The sequence below is a fragment of the Bacteriovorax sp. BAL6_X genome, assembly GCF_000443995.1.
Classification (GTDB): domain Bacteria; phylum Bdellovibrionota; class Bacteriovoracia; order Bacteriovoracales; family Bacteriovoracaceae; genus Halobacteriovorax_A.
The window spans coordinates 234,431-257,486 of sequence record NZ_AUMC01000008.1 but is presented as its reverse complement, the minus strand read 5'-3'; the positions used below and the strand labels follow the sequence as shown (position 1 = coordinate 257,486).

Sequence of the window (23,056 nt, the reverse complement as noted above, 5' to 3'; positions counted from 1 at the left end):
TTTTTCATAAAATTAGGGGTAGATGAATTTCTACATATTCAAAATTCTTGTCATATTTTTTGCAGCCTCTCCAGGCCTTAAATACTTGAGTCTGATAATTAAATAATGCCCCACCGCATGTCTGAGATGGATCCTTTGCTCCTTCTGGCGCAAAGTGAGAACAGATTGATATGGGATGGCCATCGTGGGACATAAGTAGACTCATAACCGAAGCTTCGTCACTTATTTCATTCTTGTATTTACTAACCAGATCAAACCTTGCATGAGTAGTTTTACTAATGTTATTTGGATCTTCGACCGTTTTTATCTTTTTACCAAGGCAATGGTTTGTATGAAAGATTAAACCTTTTGGATCAGAGTTTAAAATTTCTTTTTGCGTTGGAGTTATCTCATAGTTAAAAGCTGACTTCCCATCGCTAATTAAATAATTGTGTCCTGAAGTGATTGGTGCTTCCATGAGAAGCTTTCCAACCTCTTCGAGTTTATCTCGTTGGGCCGCTTTTCTAATAAGTGCAGGCCAAATAATTCCATTAACACCGTCAACGACATTTATATTATTAACACCAATGAATTGCCCGTGATTATTTACCGCCATTAGCCCTAAACATCCACAAACTGTATAAATTAGCTGACGTGTGCCTTTTGCCTCATCAACGATATCAATTAGCATGAGGTAGTTCTTTGCACTTTGGTGCATATCCCATGTCTGAGCAGCTATACTGTTAGTCTCATCAATATAAGAGACTGATGTACAACCTTCATCTTGATTATCGTAGTCTAATTGAATATCTCTAAAATCTGTATAATTGTTGAGAATGATAATATCTCTAACTGTTGTATCACTTCCCTTAGCTATACCTTCGAGCTCCTGCGCAAGGGCCGCATCAAACTTCATTGTTTCTTCAAATTGAAGTTGTGCAAACTCATCGAGCTTATCTTTTAAATGAGGAGACCTCTTTAATAGAAGGCTTGTTCGAATCTTAACTAATTCTTTAATTGCTTCTTTAAAGGTTTCGCCATGCTTTAGTCCATTTTCATATGGGCCAGATGCATCGTATTTGAATATTGGTAGATTTAAATCTGTCATTAACATGTAAAATACCACTTCTTACTTGTTTGGTTTCCAAAAATATTTGGCGCATTAAGAGCGAATTTGTAAGAAGAGTCGTTGATGATTCTAAATTCTTTCCTTGTCTTTACTGGTGACTTTAGGTAGGCCACAGCTTGAGAAAGAGCATAAGCATCACCATCCCATGTTGAGATCATCATTAGAGGCCTTGATTCATAGACTTCTTCTTGCAGCATACAGATGCCAATCTGCCCAGCGATATGGATATAGCTTGCATCAGGTATTATTCCGTGCTCTTTCGAAAAGAGCTTCTTTTTACTATGGAAGTAAACGCTTTCATTAAAGACAACTTTAGTTCCGTTATCGTGAGCTACTTTAATAATTTCTTTAAGTTCATCATGAGAGAAATTGATTAAAAGGTCTCCAATGAACAACGCTAAGTATTCTTTCGTTGTAAGCTTTTCTTTTAGTTGTCCAAGAGTATCAACCTTTGAATTTGGGTAGAAGTCTAAGACACCAGAAAGAGTAGCTGACATAAAGCTTTGCTTACCAAAGTAGTCATGATTAAAAGAGATTACCTTTGTTCTTTGTTTTTGATTCTTAATTAAGATTGATTTGAAGATTTTTTCAACGCATTCACTATGCCCACTTGCTGTAAAAAAGTGCTGTAACTCTTTGGGTACAACTTCTTTAAACTCTTTTAGGTTTGCCATAAAGCTTTCATCAATAAAGTTTGATAGACATACTTTGTTTACAAGTGTCGGCATACTCTCGTAAGAGGCCGTATTTAAAATAGGGGAAGTTGAATACTTTAGGTCTTCATTCTTCCATTTTAGATTTTGACGGTAAATGATGACATCACGATGTTCTTCATCATCAAGATAGTTTTCTTTAAGTCTCATCTCAATAATTGCACCAAGGGAGCAATTAATGGCAAGCATTGCTCCTGCATGAATATCACGATTTCTTCCGTAGATGTAATCGTTTCCGTACGAACTTGCTAGGAGAGTAAGAGCATACTTTAAGTACTTGCCCATGCCTTGAGACTGTTCCATGTTCACAATCGTTGTATCCAACATATAAAGTGTTTTAGGGTTGTTGAAATACTTAACAAGGCGAAGTCCACTTTCGTGAGGGAAGTGCGATATTTTACCTGCAAAAGAGATACCTACTAATTGCTTTGTTTCACTTAATAGAGCAATTGCAATAGAGTCCTTACAGTGAGCGATCTTTTTAAACTTTTCAATGCTTGTTTGTCTCGTCGGTTCGTAAGTATGACGTTGAATTTCTTCGATTTTATGTTTGTAATAATCGAAGTTGTCGGCGTCAATTTTAATAAGCTCTAAATTAAATTCTTTATTAAAGAATTCTTGAGCAAAATTGAACGCAGCCTTGTCTTGTACTTGTCCTTTGAAGGCTTCAACAAGTTTACTATGCCAAAGGTATTCATTTGGAGAATTTACTTTTGTTTTTGGCGTATACTTTAGGACTCTTGATTCATTTTTGTATACACGATTAGCAATTTCATCGATTGCATCAAAAAGATAGTCAATATCTTCATTTGTCCAGGCCGTATTTAGTCTAAAACGTAGTGTGTTCTCTCCTGCTTGGTAATAGAGTAGTCCAAGATCAAAGCGATTAGCAATAAATGGTGCGATATCCTTTGAATCTGATAAGTCAAAAGCAAAAGCAACACCAAAGCATCTTGGTGAAGATAATTGATCCCACTTGTTTACAAGCTCTGATAACTTAGTTCTTGTATACTCTTCAATTGCAGAGATTTTGTAACGTAATTGATCAATAGCAATCGCTTGATAGTAACCTCTAATAACAGAGGATGTTTGAAATTCATTATTTTCCCAACATGGATTTTCTGTCAGAACAATTCCACTTTGGGCCTTTTTTGCACAAGTAATATATTCTGGATTCAGCTGATTTCCTTGTGAATCTTTAAGGTCAAATGTTCTGTGCCAAAAGAAGTCACGTCCAAGACCAAAACCTGTTTGAACCTCGTCATAGATAACTGACACTTTGTATGACTTAACAAGTAGATTAAGTGCCACGTGAAATCGATTTGTTGAATAGCGATCACCACCCTCGCATTGCATTGGCTCTACTAGAATTGCAAAGTGTGTATTTTCTTTAAGAGTTTCATGTAGCTGTTTTAAAGATGCAATTTCAGATCTTAATAACTCATCTGCATTTTTTTCAAAATCAGCAAGTTTTGCTTCAAAGTTTTGTGCAAAAGGGTTTTCCCATAGCTTTGTCCACTCTGAATCGATTTCAAACAAGAATTGATCACTTTTGGTTTCAGGGTATTTTATAAATGTTGTTTCGTGTCCATCTATTTGATACGGCTCACGCTTACTTGGGTTCCAAGTAGAAAAGAGAGTTGAAAGAAAGCGTCCGTGGAAGCTTCCTTCAAATGCTATGATTTGGTTTGCAGCTGTATGGGCCCTTTTTTTATAGGCCATAATTAGAGCAACTTCATTTGCTTCTGCACCTGAATTAACAAAAACAGGTGTTAGCTTCTTATTTGAGGCCTTTTCTCTGAGAAGTTCTTTGAATGAGTCTGCAATTTCAATAAATGTTGAATCAAGATAATTACCGGTCCACGCACTTTCATGCATTGTTGTTCCAAAGAGTGCCGTCGCATTAAAACCAAGGCCTAGTGTTGCGATCTGTGAGGCTGCATCGAGAAGGAACTCTGGAGAGTTTTCATCGTTTGTCTCCATGGCAAGATAAGGGCCTTGTGAGAATTTGTGATGTGGGATATATTCTTTCTTCTCCGCTGAAGTAAAGTTGTCTTTATACATTGTCGCAAGTTTTTCTTTTGCATGTTCATGGCTGTTTTTAGTGATTAAGTTGATTTCCATATCTGTAACCCTTGAGTATTTTTTACTATCTAACTTCTTTAAGTATTTTCTCTTTTAGAAAATCGCTAAATTTTAGTCCAGTGTTTTCTAGCATCTTCGGAAACATCGAAATACTTGTCATACCTGGGAATGTGTTGATTTCATTTAAATAGATATTTCCTTCACTTAAGAAGAAATCGATACGTGAAAGATGTCTTAGTTTGAGACATTTAAATGTTGTCTTTGCAATGATTTGCATTTGTGAGACTTGTTCATTTGTTAAATCTGGTGCCTCAACAAATGTCTTCGCCTTTGATTGATCACTATACTTTTGTTCATAGTCATAGAACTCATCACTTGCATTGACGATCTCACCGGGTCTCGAAGCATGAAGATTTCCATCTTGTTCGAATACCGCAATCTCTAGTTCACGTCCTTTTACAGTTCTTTCAATAAGAATGTCATCGCTATATTCTAAGGCCTTGTTGATAGCATCAATTAAGTCCTCTCTATTTGTAACGTGATAGCAACCAACTGAAGATCCTTGGCTAGCGGCCTTAATAAAAACGTCGTTATTTGATTTTTCAAAGAAGTCCACAACTTCACTTCGCTCATAAGGTAAATCTTTATGAATTGACATCCATTGTGTGTTTGGAATCCCTAAATGATCAAACCATAATTTGGTTGATACTTTGTTAAAACAAATACTACTTCCTTCATGGCGAGGCCCAAAATAGGGAAGTTTATGCATTTCTAAAAAACTTTGAATTTCTCCTGTTTCTCCAGGAGGGCCATGAATAACTGGAATGACATAATTAATATAAGGTCTTTCGGTTGCTGTTTCTAGTATTTGCCCATTTAGGCTTACTTTATGACCATTTAGAGTGAACTCACCTGTCTTGGTCATTTCAACGACAATAGGGTTGAGTTCTTGGATGAGGGCCACTTGTTCTTTTACGAATGCGGCCGAGCGAAGAGAAACTTCATGCTCAGTAGAGCCACCACCACAAATGATTAAGATATTTTTCCTTTCCATGGAAACCTTCTTTTAAAAGTAAATATAAAACACCCTAAAACTTATGCTTTAGGGTATTTTAAACTATCTAGTGTTGCTAGTTTCTCAAGCATTTCAGCATTCGTCCAATTGAATGAACCTTTCGAACCATGCTTACGAACAGCTACTGCATTGTTTTCAATTTCGCGATCACCTACAACGAACATAAATGGAATTTTAGATTTTTGTATTTGACGTGTCTTATATCCCATTGTTTCATTACGATCATCTACTTTTACACGGTAGCCTTGTGCAAATAACTGGTCTTTAAGTTTGTGGGCCGCTTCACCATGAGCATCATTATTTACCGGTACAATAACGATTTGTTCAGGAGCAAGCCAGAAAGGGAAAACTCCCGCAACGTGCTCAGTGTAAACACCGAAGAACCTTTCAAGCGATCCCAGTAGGGCACGGTGAACAACAACTGGTCTTTCTTCTCCACCGTCTGCTGTTGTAAACTTAAGATCAAAACGATCTGGTAGTTGGAAGTCTAGTTGAATTGTTCCTAGCTGCCACTTACGCCCAATCGCATCTGCTACTTCAATATCAATTTTTGGGCCATAGAATGCACCGTCACCTTCTTTTATTACATAATCGTGACCAGAAGCCTTTAGCGCTTCTTCAAGTGCGTTTTCTGCAATATCCCAAGTCTTATCATCACCAGCTTTCTTTTCTGGGCGAGTCGATAGGTTAACTGTTATATTATCAAAACCAAATAGCTCGTAAGCAGTGAAGATCATCTTCATTGTTCTTTGAATTTCTTCTTGAACTTGATCAAGAGCTAGAAAAATGTGGGCGTCATCTTGGCAGAATGAACGTACACGTGTCAGACCTGCAAGAGCACCGGCCTTTTCGTTTCTATGAAGACGACCAAAGTCTGCATAACGAAGAGGGAGGTCACGGTAGCTATATTTATAGTGCTTAAACATTAGCATGTGGCATGGGCAGTTCATTGGTTTAACTGCATACTCACGATCATCAATCTTTGAAAAGAACATATCGTCTTTATAGTGCTCGTAGTGACCAGATGTGTGCCAAAGAGAACTATCTAAGATCTGTGGAGTAATTACTTCATCGTATTCGTAGATGCGGTATAGTCTTCTAATATAGTTAACAAGTTCGTTAATAACGATTGTTCCTTTAGGCATGAAAAACGGAGCACCTGGAGCAACTGGTTCAAAGTGGAATAACTCCAGCTCTTTGCCTAGTTTTCTGTGATCACGCTTTTTCGCTTCTTCAAGCATCATCAGGTGTTGCTTAAGAAGTTTCTTGTCTTGAAATGAAGCTGCGTAAATTCTTTGCATTACTTCACGCTTTTCATCTCCACGCCAATAAGCGCCAGCGATGCTTAAAAGTTTAAATCCTTGTGGTAGGTCATTTGTATTCTCTACGTGTGGGCCACGACAAAGATCGATAAACTCACCTTGAGAGTAGCAGCTAACTTCCTCATCTTCAGGAATTGCTTCAATAAGTTCAACCTTAAGCTCCTGACCTTGTGACTTAAAGAACTCAACAGCTTCAGGTCTCGTCATTGCTTTTCTTTCAATTGGGAGCTTTTCTTTGATGATTGTTTTCATCATATCTTCAATTTTTGGTAGATCTTCCTCGCCCAGGGTTCGATCCATCAGAATATCGTAGTAAAAGCCATTCTCTATAACCGGTCCAACGCCAAATTGTACGTTCTCATTCGGGTAAAGTCTTGAAATTGCTTGCGCCATTAAGTGAGCGCTCGAGTGTCTGATTGTGTCTAAATCGTACTTGGGCATGTAATCTCCATAAAATTTTGGAATAATTCCTACTTTAAAGGCCCATAATATCAAATAATTAAATGGTTCATCAATATTTTGAATGTAATTATTTTAGTTATTGTAAAGAGTTTTGACGGGCAGCGTGATGACATGTTATGAACATGTTGTGGTAAGATTCCACAAAATTCTCACAGCGGAATAGAAATAGGGAGTTGATATGCAGATTGTCGGGGGACAAGAATCTGGAAATAAAGTAAATGACGGCTTTAAAACTGAAGCTTTAGGCTTTCTTGGTCATGGAGAAGGGCTCATTCCTTCACAGGATATTTTGACTAAGTTAGAAGTTGGTAAGGCATATTATCAACTAGGAAAACTTCATTATGATAAGGCCGATCTTAATAAGGCCGAAGTTAATTTCTTAAAGGCCATCGACTGTGCTGAGTGTCCTCAGGATAATTATCGTGTTTTAAAAATTCTAAGTTTTCTAATTAGAATCGCTGCGGAAAAGCTTGAGGATGAGAAAGCTGCTAAGTATGTAAATCAAAGTGAGAATATCATAAATGATTTACAGATGAATTTAGGAAGTCTTTCAGCTGAATACTTCTACTACGCTGGTTTAATTAAATCTTATAGAAATGATTTCTCAGGTGCATTTAGTGACTTAGAGCTTTCTTACAATAAGTCCAAAGAAGAAAATGATCCTGATCTTCATTCAAAGTGTTTGTTGGCCCTGGCCAATAATGCTTATAATAGAGGTGAGTTTGATCTATCGCTTGATTATATGGCCCAACTAGATAACTTATTAAAAATCATTAATAAGGAATACTTAGGTGGATCAATGCATATGACTTACGGAAAAATCCTTATTGCAAAGGGTGATGTTGAAGGTTCATTAAAGCATTATAACCTTGCTAATATTACTCTTCAGAATAAAAAATGTTGGAATCTTTACGGTTATATCCTTTTAGGAATTGGACAAGTTGAAAAGGTTAAAGGTGATTATGATAGAGCGACACTTTATTATAACCTTGCAAAACAAGCTGTTGATTCAACAACCTTTAAGCGTTTAACTAACGTACTTGATGCTGAGATTCATGAAGTAAATGATTCAAGTGTTGATATCTATCTTGATCGTAATAATAGAAAAGTAAAAGAAAAGAATATTGGTGTGATTGATTTTAAGCATCGCTTTGTTCTTTTAGAGATCCTTTTCTTACTTGCTAAAAATCGTGGTTCTTTTTACGACAAAGAAGATCTGGCACGCGAGATATGGAAAGATGAATACAATCCTCTTATTCACGATAAGCTTATCTACACGTCAATCTCACGTCTAAGAAAGCTTATTGAGCCTAAGGACAACAGTAATACTAAAAGAAAGTACATCATTCGTGGAAAGGATGGGTATACTTTCAATCCTGATGTTAAGATTCGTTACCAAATGGAAACAAAGCTTACTGCTGGTAAAGCTGTTGCAAACGTTGACATTAGTTCTCCTGTTTAATTAGCATTATACTTAATGCGATTTATTCTTATTTCAATATTTATGATGAATATATGGGCCCTTAAAGACAGGGCCCTTTTCTCTGTTAATGGCCAGATTTACTTTGGCCGTAATATCAATGAACTTTTAAAAGCATATCATCAGAGCGTTTGTTTGATAGGCAAGGATAATTACATCCAAAAGCTGTCTGGGTTGAGTTCAAGGCTTGAGCAAGTAAAGATCGGACCTCGTCATTTCGTTGCTAGTGAAAAAGATTTAGTTCTAAGAGCATTGATTTTGTCAAAGTCACTAAACCTTGAAAACGAGTACATGGATAATCCTAAACTTGGAAAATGCAAGGTCTCAAAAGACCTAGTTGGTAAAGTTTACGAAATCTATAACACTAATAAGGAACTCAAGAAGAGATATAATAGTTTTGTGGAATCTAATAAGTTAGATACATCATCTTCACAATTTACTGAATACAAAGATTTTGTTTTTAAGAATATTAGTTCGAGACTATTTCTGTAGCCATGAGTGATTTTAAGCAAAGTCTACTTTCTAATATCGTAGAGCCTAAGCTCGAGGAGCTAGCGAAGTTTGAGTCAAGTTTCTTTAACTGGCCATGGACTAAAGAGAGCTGGTTAGGCTTGGCCTCAAGTGGTCGAGAAATCTCATGTATCTGGGCCGCAGACGATGAGATTCAAGGTATTTGTGTTTTTGAAGTCAACGCACCAGATTTTTGCCATTTATATAAAATAATTGTTCATCCGGATTTTAGAAGGCGCTCCATAGCAAAGAAGCTGTTTGAGGCCATGTTGAGTCATTGTCAAAAGACTTTTAATGGCCAAATATTTCAGATTTACCTGGAAGTGGAGGCTTCAAACGAAGGCGCTATCAGGTTTTATGAGACTTTGGGGCTTGAGAAAATTCATTTAAAGAAGAATTTCTATGCAGATGGAGGTAATGCTGTTATAATGCATAGAGTTGTAAATTGAAGTTGTTTTCATAAGTTATCAATGACAAACCTTGACAAGATTTCAAAATCTTTGATAATTAATAAGTACTTAGAAATTAGAAAAGATTTTTCAATTTTTGAGTAAATAACGATTAGTTAAATATTTAACAAGATATAATCGGGTAGACTTTTAGGGCTACCCTTTTTTTTTATTTTTATAGGCTTTTTTATAAAAGCATATGGGATGCGTTTAATGGATTTAGATATCTCTTATTCAGGTATGGAACAAAAGTTTTATGAACTTACTCAAGAAGTAGTAAGTGCAGAAGGGTATCTTCTATACGATATGGAATATATCAAAGGCTCTAAAACTTTACGTGTTTATATAATGAATAAAGAAACTAAGACTGCCGTTATCGAGGACTGTGTAAGTGTTGACCGTGCTTTTAGTGAGCCTATGGAAGCACTCGATTGGATTCCTGATGACATCGTTTTAGAAGTGTCTTCACCAGGAATGTTTAGAAAAATAAAAACGAGAGAGCATCTAGAGTTAAGTATCAGTGAACGTATTCTAGTTCAACTGAGTAAGAAGTTTGGTGATCTTTTTCCAGGTGAAAAACTTGATAAAAAGACAGCTAATGCAAAAAAAATTATTTGCGTATTAAATAGCTTTGGTGATGATTTTATCGATGTGACTCTCGATAGTGATTTTGATTTAAAATTAAACTTAAATGATATTAATAAGATCGCACTTGAACCAGAAGTGTAATTGTTTGAGGTGAAAAATGAGTTTCTCAGAATTAAGTAAGATTATTGATGTTTTAGGAAAAGACCGTGGGATCGATAAGACAATTATCGTAAACGCTATTGAACAAGCTTTCTTAGTAACAGCAAGAAAGAAGTTTGGTATCCAAGGTGAGTACGAAACTCGTTACAATGAAGATGATGACGATGTTGAGATCTTTCAATATAAAAACGTAGTTGACGAAGTAAGAGATTCAATTATTGAAATCAACCTAGGTGATGCTAGAGAACTTGATGAAGATGTTGAGGTTGGTGATCAATTAGGTATTAAGATTGAAAACCCTAATTTTACTCGTGTTGACGTACAAACTGCACGTCAGATTATCATGCAAAAGGTTCGTGATGCTGAAAGAGAGATTCTATTCTCTGAGTTTAAGCACAGACAAGGTGACCTTGTAACAGGTATTGTAAGAAGATATGAGCGTGGAAATGTGATCGTTGATCTTGGAAAGGCAGACGCTGTTCTTTCAAGAAGAGAGCTAATCCCAGGTGAACAATTCAACCCAGGAGATAGAGTACAAGCATTCTTAACGGAAGTTGTTATGACTAACCGCGGACCTGAAATTAGACTATCAAGAACTTCTCCAATGTTCCTTGTTAAGCTATTTGAAATAGAAGTACCAGAAATTCAAGATGGAACTATTGAAATCAAATCTGCTGCTAGAGAACCAGGACAAAGAGCTAAAATTGCTGTTCAGTCAGTAGATAAGGATATTGATCCTGTAGGTGCTTGTGTTGGTATGAAAGGTTCACGTGTTCAAAATATTGTAAATGAACTTCAAGGTGAAAAAATTGATATCGTAAGATGGAATGATGATCTGGCAACATTTGCAATTGCCGCTCTTGCACCATCTGAAATTGAAAATATCTCTATCGATCACGATTCTAAATCAATGGACGTTATCGTAGAAGAGGATCAGTTATCACTTGCAATTGGACGTCGTGGACAAAACGTTCGTCTAGCAGCAATGCTATCTGGATATAATATTAACATTATCTCGAAGTCTAAACTTCAAGAAAAAGTTAATAAAGCAGTTGAAAACCTACTTCAAATTCCATCTGTTACAGATGCTATGGCACAAGTACTTGTTCAAAATAGTATCATGGCAATTGGTGACTTCATGGCAACTCCTGCTGAAGAGATTGCTTCAATGGCCGGTGTTGATGCTGCTGCAGCTCAAGCCGCAATTGATGAAGCAGCAAAGCTAGTTGAAGAAGGGTCAATTGAGCTTCAACCAGAAGGTGAAGAAGAATTAGTATCTGCTTCTGCAGTTCCTAAGTACCTAGGTATTATTAATAAAGAAGGTGCTGATCAGGATGAAGAAGGTACTGATAAATTTAATGAAGCAGAAAGAAGATTAAGAGAAGAATTAGCTGCATTTAAAATTAAGTAATTTTAAAATAGAAAAGTGTAGTCATACTACGGAGAAAAAATGCCTAAGAAAATATTTGAATTGGCCAATGAACTCGGAAAGAAGCCATTAGACCTCGTAGAAGAGCTGAAGTCTCACGGATTCTCAGTAAGAAACCACATGTCTGTACTATCTGATGAAGATATTACTAAGTGGCAAGAACTTGCTGGATCAAGTGCTGAAAAAGCATCTGCTGAGAAGGCAACTAAGAAGAAGACGGTCAAAAAGAAAGCTGCGAAAAAGGCGACAGTTAGAAAGAAGTCTGCAGCAAAAGCTGACGGAGAGAGCGAGGAAGATAAGCCTGCTAAGAAAACGGTTACTCGTAAAAAGAAAACTGTTGTACGTCGTAAAGCTTCATCAAAGTCTTCGGAGGCTACTTCTGATGATGAAAACACAGAAGCTGTAATCGAATCTTCTGAAGTTACTGAAGTAAAAGCTGAAGAGTCTGTAAGTACTCCTGTAATGGAAGAACCAGAGGCTCCTGAAGTAAAAGAAGAAACGACTGAAGTCGAAGCTAAAGAAGAAAGCTCTCCTGAAGCTAAGACTAAAGAAGAAGCTCCTAAGGATAAAGTGGAAGAGAAAGAGTCGACGACTTTAGATGGTAAGCCATTTGGTCTAAGAATTGTTTCTGCTCCGACTAAGGAAGATAAAGAGAAAGCCGCTGCTCGCAAGGCAAAGAAAGCAGCAGGTAAAGAAGATAAAGCTGAAGATGATATTAATGCCAAAGCTGGTCCGGCCGGAAGTGATGAAGATCGTACAGCGAAAAAGGATAAAAATCGTCTGAGTGGTCTTGCTTCTATGTTAAGTGCGAAGAAAACGGTTAACCGTTCGCAAGCTCTTAATGAAGAACGTGCAAGTACAGAAATGAAGTCTTACTCTTCGCTTCAAGGTACTGGACGCCCAATGTATACTCAAGTCAAGAGAAAGCGTCAGTATTCAGGTCCTTCGAAGTCAACTGAAATTACAGAAGTAAAAGAAGCAAAAAGAGTTGTTAAGTTACACGGTGGTGCTTACGCTGAGCAGTTAGCGAAGAAACTTTCTGTGAAGCTTAAGGATATGATCGACAAGTGTCTTGATCTTAATCTTCTTGTGAGAAATGGTGATTATATTGGTCTTAAGCTAGCAAGTCAGATTGCGTCGCTTTATGACTATAGAGTCGAAGATCAGTCATTTGATGAGGATGCAGCACTAGGGAAAGAAGAGCTTTCAGAAGAGCAACTTAATAAGTTACCTCTACGTGCTCCTGTCGTTACGATTATGGGTCACGTTGACCATGGTAAGACAACTCTACTTGATTATATTAGAAATGAATCGATTGCTGCTGGCGAAGCTGGTGGGATCACTCAGCATATTGGAGCTTACTCGGTAGATGTTAAAGACTCTAAGTTAACTTTCTTAGATACTCCAGGTCACGCGGCCTTTGGTGCTATGAGACAACGTGGTGCTGATATTACAGATATCGTAATTCTTATTGTAGCAGCTGACGATGGTGTAATGCCTCAAACAGTTGAATCAATTAAGTATATTCAATCTGCAGGTAAGCCATTAATTGTAGCGGTTAATAAAATGGACCGTGAAGGTGCTAACCCAGATCGTATTAAACAAGCTCTAACTGAATTTAGTATCACTCCTGAAGAATGGGGTGGGGAAACTCAATTCTGTCACATTTCAGCTCTTAAAGGAGATGGTGTTGACGAGCTTCTAGAAGCAATTGCTCTACAAGCTGAAATTATGGAGCTTAGAGCAGAGCCGAAAGGTCCTGCTGAGGGTGTTGTTATTGAGTCAAGAGTTGAGCATGGACGTGGTCCAGTTGCAACAGTTCTTGTTCAAACAGGTACACTTAAAAAAGGTGACTCGATTGTTGTTGGTGAAACTTACGGACGTGCGAGAAGTCTAACTGATCACAAAGGAAAGCAACATTCGAAAGTTGGTCCTTCAATGCCTGTTCAGATTATTGGTTTAAGTGAAGCTCCTTCACCTGGTGACTCTCTTAATGTTGTTAAAAATGAAAGAGAGGCTAAGAAAATCGCTCAAAACCGAATTGATGAAAGAATAAGAATCGAAGCGGCCGCTCAAACTCAAGGGCCAAAAGTTTCTCTTGAAGACTTCTTTGCAACAGCTGCAACTGAAGAAGGTCAGAAGAAAGATCTTAATCTTATTATTCGTTCAGATGTACAAGGTTCTTTTGAAGCAATTAAATCTGCTATTGAGACAATTTCAAATCCAGAAGTAGAAGTAAAAGTTATCCGTGGTGGTGTAGGTCAAATCAGTGATTCTGACATTGAGCTTGCAAATACATCTGGTGCCTTTGTTCTTGGATTTAATATGAGACCATCAACTTCAGCTCGTAAATTATCAGAGCAGTATGGAATTGATGTAAAGACTTACTCAATCATCTATGAACTAATCAATGATGTGAAACTTGCTGTTGAAGGTCTTCTTGATCCTGAGTTTACTGAAGAGTATATCGGGCGCGCAGAAGTACGTGATACATTCTCTGTACCAAAAATTGGAACGATTGCTGGTTCAGTTGTTGTTGACGGTAATATCCAAGTTGGTTGTAATGTTCGTCTTCTTAGAGAAGGTAAGATCATGTTTGATGGTAAGATGTCTTCACTTAAGAGATTTAAAGACGATGTTAAAGAAGTTAAGAATGGTTATGAATGTGGTGTTGGCTTAGAGAACTATGATGACATTAAAGTTGGTGACTTATTCGAAGCATATAAACTGAAAGAAAAGAAACGTAAGCTTGAGGATGTTTTAACAGCAGACTCACCAATTCTTTAATTCGGTTGGAGATGTCATGAGTGGCAATAAGAAAAAACTTCAGTATGAAGAACAGATTAAAAATGAAGTAAATCAATTACTTCGTCGTGGATTAGATAATTCAGCGTTTACTTTTTGTTCGATTACAAAAGTTGAAATAAGCCCTGACTTTTCTACGGCAAAGTTATTTTGGGATACTTTTGATCCGGCCAAAAGAGGTGATATTGCTAAGGCAATGGACACTTCTTTAGGTAAGATCAGAAGCCACCTTGCTAAGACTTTACAGGTAAGGCATACGCCTTCTTTAACTGCTGAATATGATTCTCAGTTTGAAGATGAGCAGGAAATTGAAAAACTTCTGCAATCTGAAAAAGATAAAGGAAAGTCTTTCTAATGGCTTCAAGAAATAAGAAATTTAAAGGCCCAATCTTTGGGCCTTTCTTTTTTAAAGTCGATAAACCGAAAGGGATGACTTCATTTGATGTGATAAGACGCTTTAAAAGAAACCTTCCTAAAAATATTGGAAAGATCGGTCACTTTGGAACTCTTGATCCATTTGCAACAGGTCTTTTAGTTATTGGTATTGGGCCTGCGACAAGACTCAATCAATACACTCAAATTGATTCTAAAGAATATATAGCAACGGGAGTCCTCGGTATAAATTCTCCAACAGGGGACTTTGATACGCAAGAAGGAACGATTGAAGAGTTAGAATTTTCTGAAGTAAGCTTTGACGATGTAAATAAAGAACTTAAGTCATTTGTCGGTTCATATATGCAAAGCCCACCGGCCTTTTCTGCTACTAAGCATGAAGGTAAGGCACTTCATGAGTGGGCCCGTGAAGGTGTCTTTATTGAAAAACCACCAGTAGAAAGAATAATTCATGAAGTTGAACTTTTAGAAGTTCAAGGACGTAAAGTCACTTTTCGAGTTTGTGTTTCCTCTGGAACTTATATACGCGTTCTCTTTGATGATCTTGCTAAGAAGCTTGGAACAAGAGGCGCTCTAGAAGATCTAAGACGAACTAATTCGGCCGGCATTAACTTAGAGAATAGCATTGATTTATCGATATTTGATGATGAAGATTTTAGTGCTAATGATTTTTTATTGAATTATACAAACCCAATTACTGAGCTCATTGGCTTTGAAAAATTGGAATTAGATGAGGCCAGTGCGCTTCGATTTATAAATGGCCAAACATTAAAGATGGACTTGGCCGATGGACACTATTGGATAAGATCGCAAAATCAAACACTTGGACTTGCTGTTGCTAATGGTGGCCTAATTAAAAGTTGTGTAGGATTTAGTCCTGCCGCGTTAGATAAAATCGATTTAACTATGTGTAATTCCTTAGACGAATAATTTTAATTCGTGCTATACTCTAGGAAATTACAAGTGAAATTTAAGGAGATAAAGTGAATACTACTTTAATTGCATTAGCTATTGCATTATTAGTTGTAACAGGGATGGTTGTCCAACTAGGTGTTTTAAGCCTTCTTTCAGGTTCATTCTTCTTCCTATTTGGGAAGTCGAAGTTTGAAGTTTTAAAATCTTCAAGCGATGAAAGTTTTGCTTTTGGTTACCGTTGGAATAATTCGAGAGAGCCTGCAAAATTCAATCATGTTGTTGTTAGGCTATTTAATCCATTTGGTAAGAAGACGCAAATTACTGTTTCAAGTGACTTTGCTGTTCAAGATTCAGACTTTGGTGTCGAAGTTAAAATGGGCCCAGCTTTTAAAGAAATTTTAGAACTTGAGAATCTTGATTCTTCAACTGTAGAAATTGAGCTTAAGTCTAAAGATGGCCTTACACAATCTCGTACTATGAAGGGACGTAAATTTATTGAAGCTTTCCGTGGTGCTGAGAATACTGTTGAGTCATTCAATGAGAAATATGGTTATGTAAAACCAAAGATGTTCTATCACCAAACAACTCGTTCATTTATTGCAGATTCAATTCCTCAAGGAGATATTCCTGTAGGTCTAAGAATTTCTGCTAATCCACAATTTGCTGGTGAATTCGCTGGTGCTGCTGGTGCAGGTGCTCCTGCTCAAGAAAACTTTGCAGTTTCTAAAGTTTGGATCGATGAAGGTTGTATCGTTTGTAACGCTTGTGAAGGTATCTATCCTGAAGTATTTGAAGTTACTGATACTAACTGTATTATTCGTCCAGATGCACCACTTGATAATGGACTTCTAATTCTTGAGGCCGCTGAAGCTTGTCCAACAGAAGTTATCAAATTCAATAAAGCATAACTTAAATTAAAAATTTTTCAATTTATATTAGGGCCCTCTTTTGAGGGCCTTTCTGTTATACTTTTCTTATGGATAAGACTAAGTATTCTACTCTTTTAAAACCAGTTAATAATGAGCATTTTAAGCGTAGCTTTTTCTTAACAGAAGAAGCTATTGATGAATCTCTTATAACCAATGTTTTCTTTGTACCAAAGGTTGGTAATGAATGGTTATACCTCGTTAAAGACAGTGGTAAGCTTGATTATCCTGGTGGTGAACTTAAGGATGGTGAAAGTGTTATTTTTGGCCTAGAGAGAATGTTAGGTCTTGAACTAGGCATAAGTGTTAAAAGTATCAACAAACTTGGACACTGGATCCTAGATGATAAGTACGATTCACCGTTACGAGAGTACTTTCCACATCCAATCTCTGCAGCAGTAGTCTTTACCGGTGAAGTTGCTATTACCGAAAATAGAGCCTCAACTCACTTGATAAAATCAGCTAATATTGAAGAGCTAAATCAGCTCCTTAGAAATAAAGATCGTTGTCTACAGGCCGATATTTACTTAGCAAGTTGTGAATTATTAATGGGAGATGTTTAGATGAGTAAGGTTATTCTAAGGTACTTACAATCAGTGGATGAAGCTGAATTTCTCATGGCCTTTAACGAAGTGTGGGAGGAAAATTTCGACTTTGTTCACTACTGGGAAAGTATCGCAAATAAGGACTTTCAAACTTATGTTGAAGTTGCACCAAGTTTTGCTAAGGGACACCATATCCCTAAAGAGCATGTGCCTGCTGCATTACTTTTTGCCTTCAATGAAGAGGGGAAAATTGTAGGTCGTACTTCAATTCGCTTTGAATTAAATGATCATCTTTTAAAGGTTGGTGGCCATATTGGTTACGGAGTATGCCCTAATTTCCGCAATCAAGGTTATGCGACTCAAATCCTTGCAGAGTCTTTAAACTTCGTTAGAAACAATATTAAGGGCCTTAAAAAGGTTCTTGTTACTTGTGATGAAGGTAATATTGGATCAGAGAAGACGATTCGCAAGAATGGCGGAGAGCTTGAGAATATTATTGAAGTTGACGGTGTGAAGAAGATGAGGTTTTGGATCGATCTCTAATATGAAGAAACCCGCCTGGACAGGGCGGGTTTCTCATTAAATGACAATTTAATTGGTAGATGGTTTGGATTATTTTCCTTCCATCGGGTTAATCATTCTGAAGTATAATCCAAGAAGTTTTACGTTTCTTTTCATATCTCCATAGAAGCTATCAACGTCTTTAGTAACTTTCATTTTCGTCATAGCTTCACCAACAAGCTGATCCATTTGTTGAATCTGAGCGAAGCTGTTTTCTTGAATATCTCTTAAGAAAACATCTCCTAGCTTGATTTGTTCGTTATTATTAAGACCTTGGATAATCTTAGTAATAACTGGTGCGAATAACTCAACTTGACCTTGGTCATTAACTGAAGGCATTGAGAAGTTATTCAGAAGGTTAGTGATCTTATTATCTAAGTATCTATCCTTATTTCCTGTTTTCGCCATTTGAATCATATCAACCGTTGAACAGTACTGGTCTGCAAGACGACATGCTTCTGCTTCAAAAGCGATTGGTACGATTGCCTGACTTAGAACTTGGTTGATGTAGTCTAGTGTTACACCTTCAAGGCCAATATCATTCATCATTACTGTAAACTGAGCTGATACAAAGTAAGAACCAGCTTGCTTAATAAGTGCTCTTTGAGCAAGGAATCCTGCAATCATCTCTTTTTGATCTTGTGAAGCAAGAAGAGCATTAATTTGAGCGAAGTATTTCTGCATCTCTGATTTAATTGTTGCTGCATTTCCAAGAGCAGCTGCCATTTCAAGCTCGGTCTTTTGAGCTTTCATTGTATCTTCAGTTGCATCTTGTGCTGCTGGAGTTTGTGCAAGTTGAAGCCCTTCAATTTGCGCCTTTTCCCATTCTTCAAAGAATGTTGACCAACGCTCATCGTGAGAAATTAACTGCATCATACTTGCTTTCTGGATAACGTTACCAGCTACATATGAGTCTTGTGCATAAGGTACATATGCTTTTCTGATATCAGTTTTCTCAGCTACATAATCCTCTGGGATTTGGTAAGTTTGCCCTTCGTGCTCGAAAGTCTCAGTAAGTAGATCTCTTTGAGAAATATGATTTACCCAAAATGCACGTGCAGGGTTAGCTGTTTGTTCAAATGTATCAATATTACCGTAAACTAGACCACCGATAGCAGCATAGTTAGTTTCAACTTCACCAACTTCAACGCTGAAGGCTCCATTAGTTAGTGGGATATTACGTCCTATTGCTGGGTCATATACTAGTGGAGTAACTTGACCAGAAAGAACTTCTCCAATTGTTGATTGTACAATTGAATCCTTAATATCAATTCCAAACAGGTACTGCTCTAGTAACTGGTATGGAATTCTTAGAGAGTTTGAACGGTACTTGTATGAGTACGACTCAGACTCTGTAAGTGCAATTAGAGCTGCTGCTTTATCATATTCAACACCACGGTTTTTCGCTCTATATGAATCACTATCAAGTGAGATTGCTTCATTCCACTTTGTTTCTACAACCATTGGTTTTTGAGTCGCTACTTGTAGAACTGTTCCATCATCAGCTGTAACCTCAGTTTGAGTTGGAACTAGAGTCGAAACAAATCTCTTATTTCTTTGTGCTTCAGTATCAAGCCCAGCTCCTGGAGTGATATCTGGAGTCGCAACTACTGACTGTAGGAAGAATAGTGACTTGATTACACCATTTACTAGGTCGTTAGTTGTTGCATCATGAGTTGCTTGATCTGCTTGAGAGTACAACTCAGGAGTATAAATTAGGTGATAGAATACTTCTTCGTTCATCATTCTTAACTTATAGAATTTATCCATTAGCCAACCAAATGCTGCTCCACCATAGAACTGCTTACGCTTTCCTGGGAAGTAGATATACTCGTACATCTGACGGTAGTCTGCAATTTGGTAATCAACGATTTCTTCAAAAGATGAACCAAAGTCGTGTCTGTTACACTGAGGAGAGTTTCCTGCGTCCTCATCTGAACAGAATCTGATTCTCTTAAGGCCTGCTTCTGCCATAAGTCTATGCTTAGAGATATTTGCAGGGTTACCATTTTCACCAACAAGTGCATCAATGACATCTTTAATTCTTACTAGGTGGTAGTATAGACCTGGTTCAAATTCAGATTCAACAGAAGATACCTTAACGTCAACACCATTGATCTCAATTGATGTCTTTTTCGAGTTAGTATATCCTTCAAGTTCTACCATTCCTGTATAAGCTGCACGTAGTGCGTATACATCGTATGGAGCTAGACCATCGTAAGTAGCGTGGTCATCAATTGTGTAGTCCATAACTGAAGATGAAGTTCTCTTTGCTTCTTTCTCTCCTGGGAATACCCAGTTCTTCTTATCAAATGAACCAACGAAGTTGTGACGTAGACCAAGGTTGTGTCCGATCTCGTGTGCAAGAGTTGGCATCCAGATATCAATTAGAATGTCATTCTTTCCTTCGTCAGTTTTTGCCATTTCAAGAACATCGTAGTTCTTAGCAAGGTTACTAAGTGCAAACTCAGCTGTTTCGTGGTTACAAATAGGGTTTTTATTACCCTTAGTATCGTACTCCATTGAATGCTTGATCTTCGCTTGAAGGGCCTCAATTGAGTTGTCACCGTGAATTGCTGCTTGTAGTGCAACGTCGTCCTTATTAGCAATTGCTTGCCAAGCAGCATGTACTGCTTTTGCCTCTTTTTGGTTAGCTCTTGTGAAGTTAGAAAGAACTTCATCTTTATCAAATGAGCTAGCTCTAAAATCATTCTTCATTAGACGGTGAGCATCTTTGATTTTCCCCATCTGTGAGGCCATATTTGGACGCTTAATTGTATTAAGTAGATTGCTCTTTAAGTTAGTGTGAGCAACACCGTGACGGTGAGATTTCATCTCAGCTTTCTTCGAGCTTTGAGTTACTGTTTCACCTTCAATTTCAACTTCTACTTCATCTGTGTTAGCAACTTGAGTCGCTTGTCCTGCTGCTTGAGTCTTTGCCTTGTGCTCTGCTAGAGCATCTTCAATTGCTTTCTTGTTAAGCTCATCTGCAAGTTTTTGAAGCTCTTTAGTTGGAGTAATATTCTTAACAAAGTTCTTCTCTGCGATCGCTTTATCAACCATCCAGTTAATTGAAGACTTCATGTTACCACCGTATAGGTAAACAGAAGCTGATTCAACAACACCGTTTCTTGGGTTAAACGATGGACCTCCAAGACCAATAATTGAACTTGAAGTAGCTTTTTCTACCCAGTAGATATGGTTACGTTGTAGATCTCCTAAGTGAGTTTTTTCCACAACTTCGATATTTACTGAACGTGACTCACCATCAAGATTGTGAGTTAGAGAAAGGTTCTTTGTTCCAGCTGGAATTGAATCATCTTTTTCAATCTTAAGAGTGATAACATCACCACGCCCTTCGTATTGAGTACCTTTGAATGCACGCTTGAAACCTAGGTTGATATCATCAATAACTTTTTGAGAAGAAACGATAATTTTATTTCTTAGATCAAGTTCTGTTTGAGTTAACTTTCTAACTAGTTTTCCATCTTTGTCGTATTTATTTGATGGAATCCCTGTTAGAACGTACTCGATATTCTTACCATTTCTGATATCAAATACCATTGGTAGATCTACAGTTGTATCAAAGTCACGAGTTTGCTCAGTGTATCCTTTTGGAACTAGCTTAGAACCTGTGAATAGACCAAAGTTAAACTTCTTTTGTACTTCGTAAGAAAGATTTTGCTCTGGCTCTTCGAACTCTTGATTGTACTTCATGAAAGTTGTTCTTTCTTTGAAAGTCATCGTTTCATTCTGTTGTCCCCAGTAATCTCCACCAAAGTCAGCACAATTAAATAGGTTACCTTTTTTATAAGTTGATTGAGTAGAGAAGTTAAGGAAATCATCTTTTCCATCAACAACCTGTACGATATCTCTTACCTCTGTCAGTCCGTGGGCCTTTCCGCCTCCACAAACACTCATTAGGTAAGGGTCTAGTGATGTAAGAACATCACCAATTTGGTCGTTACCAAGGTTTACAACAGCAATAGCTCTTTCATCATTGTGACTTGCTGGAACGTAGACGATACCACCTTTGTCATTCTTACTTTCACGGAAGTATTCAGCTTCAAATGCTAGTAAAGGCTCTGTATCAAGATTTGTTGATCCTGTTTTATCAAGAAGCGGTTTTGACCTTTTAACAAGAACACGTCCTGGCTCAAAGTGGAACTTAACGATTTCCACGTGGAAAGTTGCTTTAGAACCTGCAAAGCTATAATTGAAAATATTTGGAGAGTCTTCTAAAACTCTTCTAAAAGTAAATTCTTGATTCTTAAATTTTTCAAGCTTTAACCAAGCAGTTGATAGCTCATTTCTAATTTCTGTTGGGTAAATCTCTTCAGGTTGAGAATCTTTTTCTAGTTGAATGAATTTTGCATCTTCAGCAACAGTGCTTGAAGAGATTTTTGTTTCAGCTAAAACTTCATCATTATCATCGATATCGTACTTGAATTTTACGTACTTAATTTTTTCAGAGATCTCTGAGCGTAGGAAACAGTTATCAAGAGCGATCTTTGCTCTTTGTGCAGTATCCGCGTCACATCTTGAAAATAGTAGGTTGAATCTTTCTGCACGAACTAGTTGTTCTTCATTGTCAGTTAGATTTTCTTTCTTAATAACACGTGCAAAGTATGCCTTACTTTCATTGTCATCAAGAATAACCTTTATTAGGTCTTTGTTATCAAATACGTGACCATCATGCTTTGAAGTAGTGAAAGCATTTTCATTATTAAGGATACGATCTTCAAGTTGGCCTACTGTGAATAGGTTACTTTCAACTTTATCACGACGGTAGATAGTCGCGATCTCTTTTTGATCCATTCCGAAAACACCTGTGTAAGTTCTGTTTTCGATTAGGTAATCAACTTTGTAGTGAGTTGATTCAGAACGATCTTTTTCAATATATCTGATATGTCTTGTTTTTTCATCAAGGTCGTTTTTAACATTTTCTCTTTGGTAGAAGTCAACGCCATATTGAAATAGTGGAATGCGGTCAAGCTTAGAAGCTTTAACTGGAAGAACATCGCGAATAATCTTATTTGAAGCACTAAAAGCTTTTGCACTAGTGTCTGCTGGAGCTATGTATGCTACTAGGTAGTTTGTCGTTAGATCAAATGTGATTTCAAATTTCTGACCTTCTTTCTCTGCAAAAACTAGAAGATCTTTTACAAGAACATTATAAGTTTTATCATTAGAATTAACGATTTGAGTTGAGTAAAGAGTCTTTGCTTCACTACCAACACTTGTGTCAATTAAGTCTGTCGAAATTCTATTTTTAGAAAGTTCTTCTTGAGTTGCAACAGCAATTGCTTCAACTACAAGCTTAGCTGAAGTTACAGAATTCTTTGTACGATAGCTTTCTTGAGCAAAATCAGGCTCTTTGTCCGGAAGAGTCTTTGCACAACTTGAAAGAATCGCGGCCAATGCGAATGCATGTGTAAGGCCTCTAAGCATTCCAAATTTGTTTTCATTTTTGATTTTCATTTTCCATCTACCTTTGTTCTTTTTGTCATTTGTTCTTTATTCTCTTTGTA

At 37.2% G+C, this 23,056-nt stretch carries 16 protein-coding genes; 11 read left to right on the top strand and 5 right to left on the bottom strand.

The window, feature by feature from the left end:
* Window positions 1–4: 4 nt before the first annotated feature.
* From M902_RS08560 to thrS, 4 genes are read right to left on the bottom strand one after another with little or no spacing between them, the layout of a single operon-like run.
* The gene (locus M902_RS08560) at window positions 5–1,087 is read right to left on the bottom strand and encodes a C45 family peptidase (protein WP_198011884.1); all 1,083 of its coding nucleotides are present in this window, start codon (window positions 1,085–1,087) and stop codon (window positions 5–7) included.
* The gene (locus M902_RS08555) at window positions 1,087–3,945 is read right to left on the bottom strand and encodes an aminotransferase class III-fold pyridoxal phosphate-dependent enzyme (protein WP_021267237.1); all 2,859 of its coding nucleotides are present in this window, start codon (window positions 3,943–3,945) and stop codon (window positions 1,087–1,089) included. Before M902_RS08555 ends, M902_RS08560 begins: the two co-directional genes overlap by 1 nt.
* Before the next feature lie 25 nt (window positions 3,946–3,970).
* Complete coding sequence (locus M902_RS08550) at window positions 3,971–4,960, bottom strand: D-alanine--D-alanine ligase (RefSeq protein ID WP_021267370.1); 990 nt, start codon at window positions 4,958–4,960, stop codon at window positions 3,971–3,973.
* Between the two features lie 41 nt (window positions 4,961–5,001).
* A complete protein-coding gene (gene thrS / locus M902_RS08545; RefSeq protein WP_021267254.1) occupies window positions 5,002–6,744 on the bottom strand; it encodes a threonine--tRNA ligase in 1,743 nt (580 codons plus the stop codon).
* Between the two features lie 199 nt (window positions 6,745–6,943).
* On the opposite strand from thrS, the gene M902_RS15925 reads away from it, so the two are divergent.
* The 11 genes from M902_RS15925 to M902_RS08490 all read left to right on the top strand — a co-directional run bounded on the left by M902_RS15925 (window position 6,944) and on the right by M902_RS08490 (window position 17,507).
* Window positions 6,944–8,227, top strand: a complete 1,284-nt coding sequence (locus M902_RS15925; protein ID WP_021267168.1) for a helix-turn-helix domain-containing protein — start codon at window positions 6,944–6,946, stop codon at window positions 8,225–8,227.
* A 42-nt stretch (window positions 8,228–8,269) separates the two neighbouring features.
* The gene (locus tag M902_RS08535; RefSeq protein ID WP_040314491.1) at window positions 8,270–8,737 is read left to right on the top strand and encodes a hypothetical protein; all 468 of its coding nucleotides are present in this window, start codon (window positions 8,270–8,272) and stop codon (window positions 8,735–8,737) included.
* 2 nt (window positions 8,738–8,739) lie between these two features.
* Window positions 8,740–9,204 (top strand): N-acetyltransferase, encoded by a 465-nt coding sequence (locus M902_RS15920; RefSeq protein WP_021267253.1) that lies wholly within the window; start codon window positions 8,740–8,742, stop codon window positions 9,202–9,204.
* Window positions 9,205–9,417: 213 nt separating this feature from the next.
* Window positions 9,418–9,933, top strand: a complete 516-nt coding sequence (gene rimP / locus M902_RS15915; protein ID WP_021267378.1) for a ribosome maturation factor RimP — start codon at window positions 9,418–9,420, stop codon at window positions 9,931–9,933.
* A 16-nt stretch (window positions 9,934–9,949) separates the two neighbouring features.
* A complete protein-coding gene (gene nusA, locus M902_RS08520; protein ID WP_021267268.1) occupies window positions 9,950–11,362 on the top strand; it encodes a transcription termination factor NusA in 1,413 nt (470 codons plus the stop codon).
* Window positions 11,363–11,401: 39 nt separating this feature from the next.
* Complete coding sequence (infB, locus tag M902_RS08515) at window positions 11,402–14,167, top strand: translation initiation factor IF-2 (protein WP_021267366.1); 2,766 nt, start codon at window positions 11,402–11,404, stop codon at window positions 14,165–14,167.
* Between the two features lie 16 nt (window positions 14,168–14,183).
* Complete coding sequence (rbfA, locus tag M902_RS08510) at window positions 14,184–14,540, top strand: 30S ribosome-binding factor RbfA (RefSeq protein ID WP_021267149.1); 357 nt, start codon at window positions 14,184–14,186, stop codon at window positions 14,538–14,540.
* Window positions 14,540–15,508 (top strand): tRNA pseudouridine(55) synthase TruB, encoded by a 969-nt coding sequence (gene truB, locus M902_RS08505; protein WP_021267379.1) that lies wholly within the window; start codon window positions 14,540–14,542, stop codon window positions 15,506–15,508. The genes rbfA and truB overlap by 1 nt, the downstream gene beginning before the upstream one ends.
* A 53-nt stretch (window positions 15,509–15,561) precedes the next feature.
* Entirely contained in the window at window positions 15,562–16,401 is an 840-nt protein-coding gene (locus M902_RS16625; RefSeq protein WP_021267270.1) for a ferredoxin, read from the top strand.
* Window positions 16,402–16,469: 68 nt separating this feature from the next.
* Window positions 16,470–16,982 carry a hypothetical protein gene (locus M902_RS08495; protein WP_021267194.1) on the top strand — a complete coding sequence of 171 codons (513 nt, stop codon included), beginning with the start codon at window positions 16,470–16,472 and terminating at the stop codon, window positions 16,980–16,982.
* The gene (locus tag M902_RS08490) at window positions 16,983–17,507 is read left to right on the top strand and encodes a GNAT family N-acetyltransferase (RefSeq protein WP_021267349.1); all 525 of its coding nucleotides are present in this window, start codon (window positions 16,983–16,985) and stop codon (window positions 17,505–17,507) included.
* Between the two features lie 69 nt (window positions 17,508–17,576).
* Here the strand turns inward: M902_RS08490 and M902_RS08485 are convergent, their stop codons facing one another.
* Window positions 17,577–23,006, bottom strand: coding sequence for a zinc-dependent metalloprotease (locus M902_RS08485; protein ID WP_021267157.1), 5,430 nt, complete (start codon window positions 23,004–23,006; stop codon window positions 17,577–17,579).
* Window positions 23,007–23,056 lie beyond the last annotated feature (50 nt).

Excerpts from the sequence above, each read along its gene's own strand:
- M902_RS08495 (WP_021267194.1), top strand. The coding sequence starts at position 16,470 with ATGGATAAGACTAAGTATTCTACTCTTTTAAAACCAGTTAATAATGAG.
- rbfA (WP_021267149.1), top strand. The coding sequence starts at position 14,184 with ATGAGTGGCAATAAGAAAAAACTTCAGTATGAAGAACAGATTAAAAAT.
- M902_RS08490 (WP_021267349.1), top strand. The coding sequence starts at position 16,983 with ATGAGTAAGGTTATTCTAAGGTACTTACAATCAGTGGATGAAGCTGAA.
- M902_RS08485 (WP_021267157.1), bottom strand. The coding sequence starts at position 23,006 with ATGAAAATCAAAAATGAAAACAAATTTGGAATGCTTAGAGGCCTTACA.
- M902_RS08555 (WP_021267237.1), bottom strand. The coding sequence starts at position 3,945 with ATGGAAATCAACTTAATCACTAAAAACAGCCATGAACATGCAAAAGAA.
- M902_RS15920 (WP_021267253.1), top strand. The coding sequence starts at position 8,740 with ATGAGTGATTTTAAGCAAAGTCTACTTTCTAATATCGTAGAGCCTAAG.
- M902_RS08535 (WP_040314491.1), top strand. The coding sequence starts at position 8,270 with ATGATGAATATATGGGCCCTTAAAGACAGGGCCCTTTTCTCTGTTAAT.
- M902_RS08550 (WP_021267370.1), bottom strand. The coding sequence starts at position 4,960 with ATGGAAAGGAAAAATATCTTAATCATTTGTGGTGGTGGCTCTACTGAG.
- thrS (WP_021267254.1), bottom strand. The coding sequence starts at position 6,744 with ATGCCCAAGTACGATTTAGACACAATCAGACACTCGAGCGCTCACTTA.
- rimP (WP_021267378.1), top strand. The coding sequence starts at position 9,418 with ATGGATTTAGATATCTCTTATTCAGGTATGGAACAAAAGTTTTATGAA.
- M902_RS15925 (WP_021267168.1), top strand. The coding sequence starts at position 6,944 with ATGCAGATTGTCGGGGGACAAGAATCTGGAAATAAAGTAAATGACGGC.
- infB (WP_021267366.1), top strand. The coding sequence starts at position 11,402 with ATGCCTAAGAAAATATTTGAATTGGCCAATGAACTCGGAAAGAAGCCA.
- M902_RS08560 (WP_198011884.1), bottom strand. The coding sequence starts at position 1,087 with ATGACAGATTTAAATCTACCAATATTCAAATACGATGCATCTGGCCCA.
- truB (WP_021267379.1), top strand. The coding sequence starts at position 14,540 with ATGGCTTCAAGAAATAAGAAATTTAAAGGCCCAATCTTTGGGCCTTTC.
- nusA (WP_021267268.1), top strand. The coding sequence starts at position 9,950 with ATGAGTTTCTCAGAATTAAGTAAGATTATTGATGTTTTAGGAAAAGAC.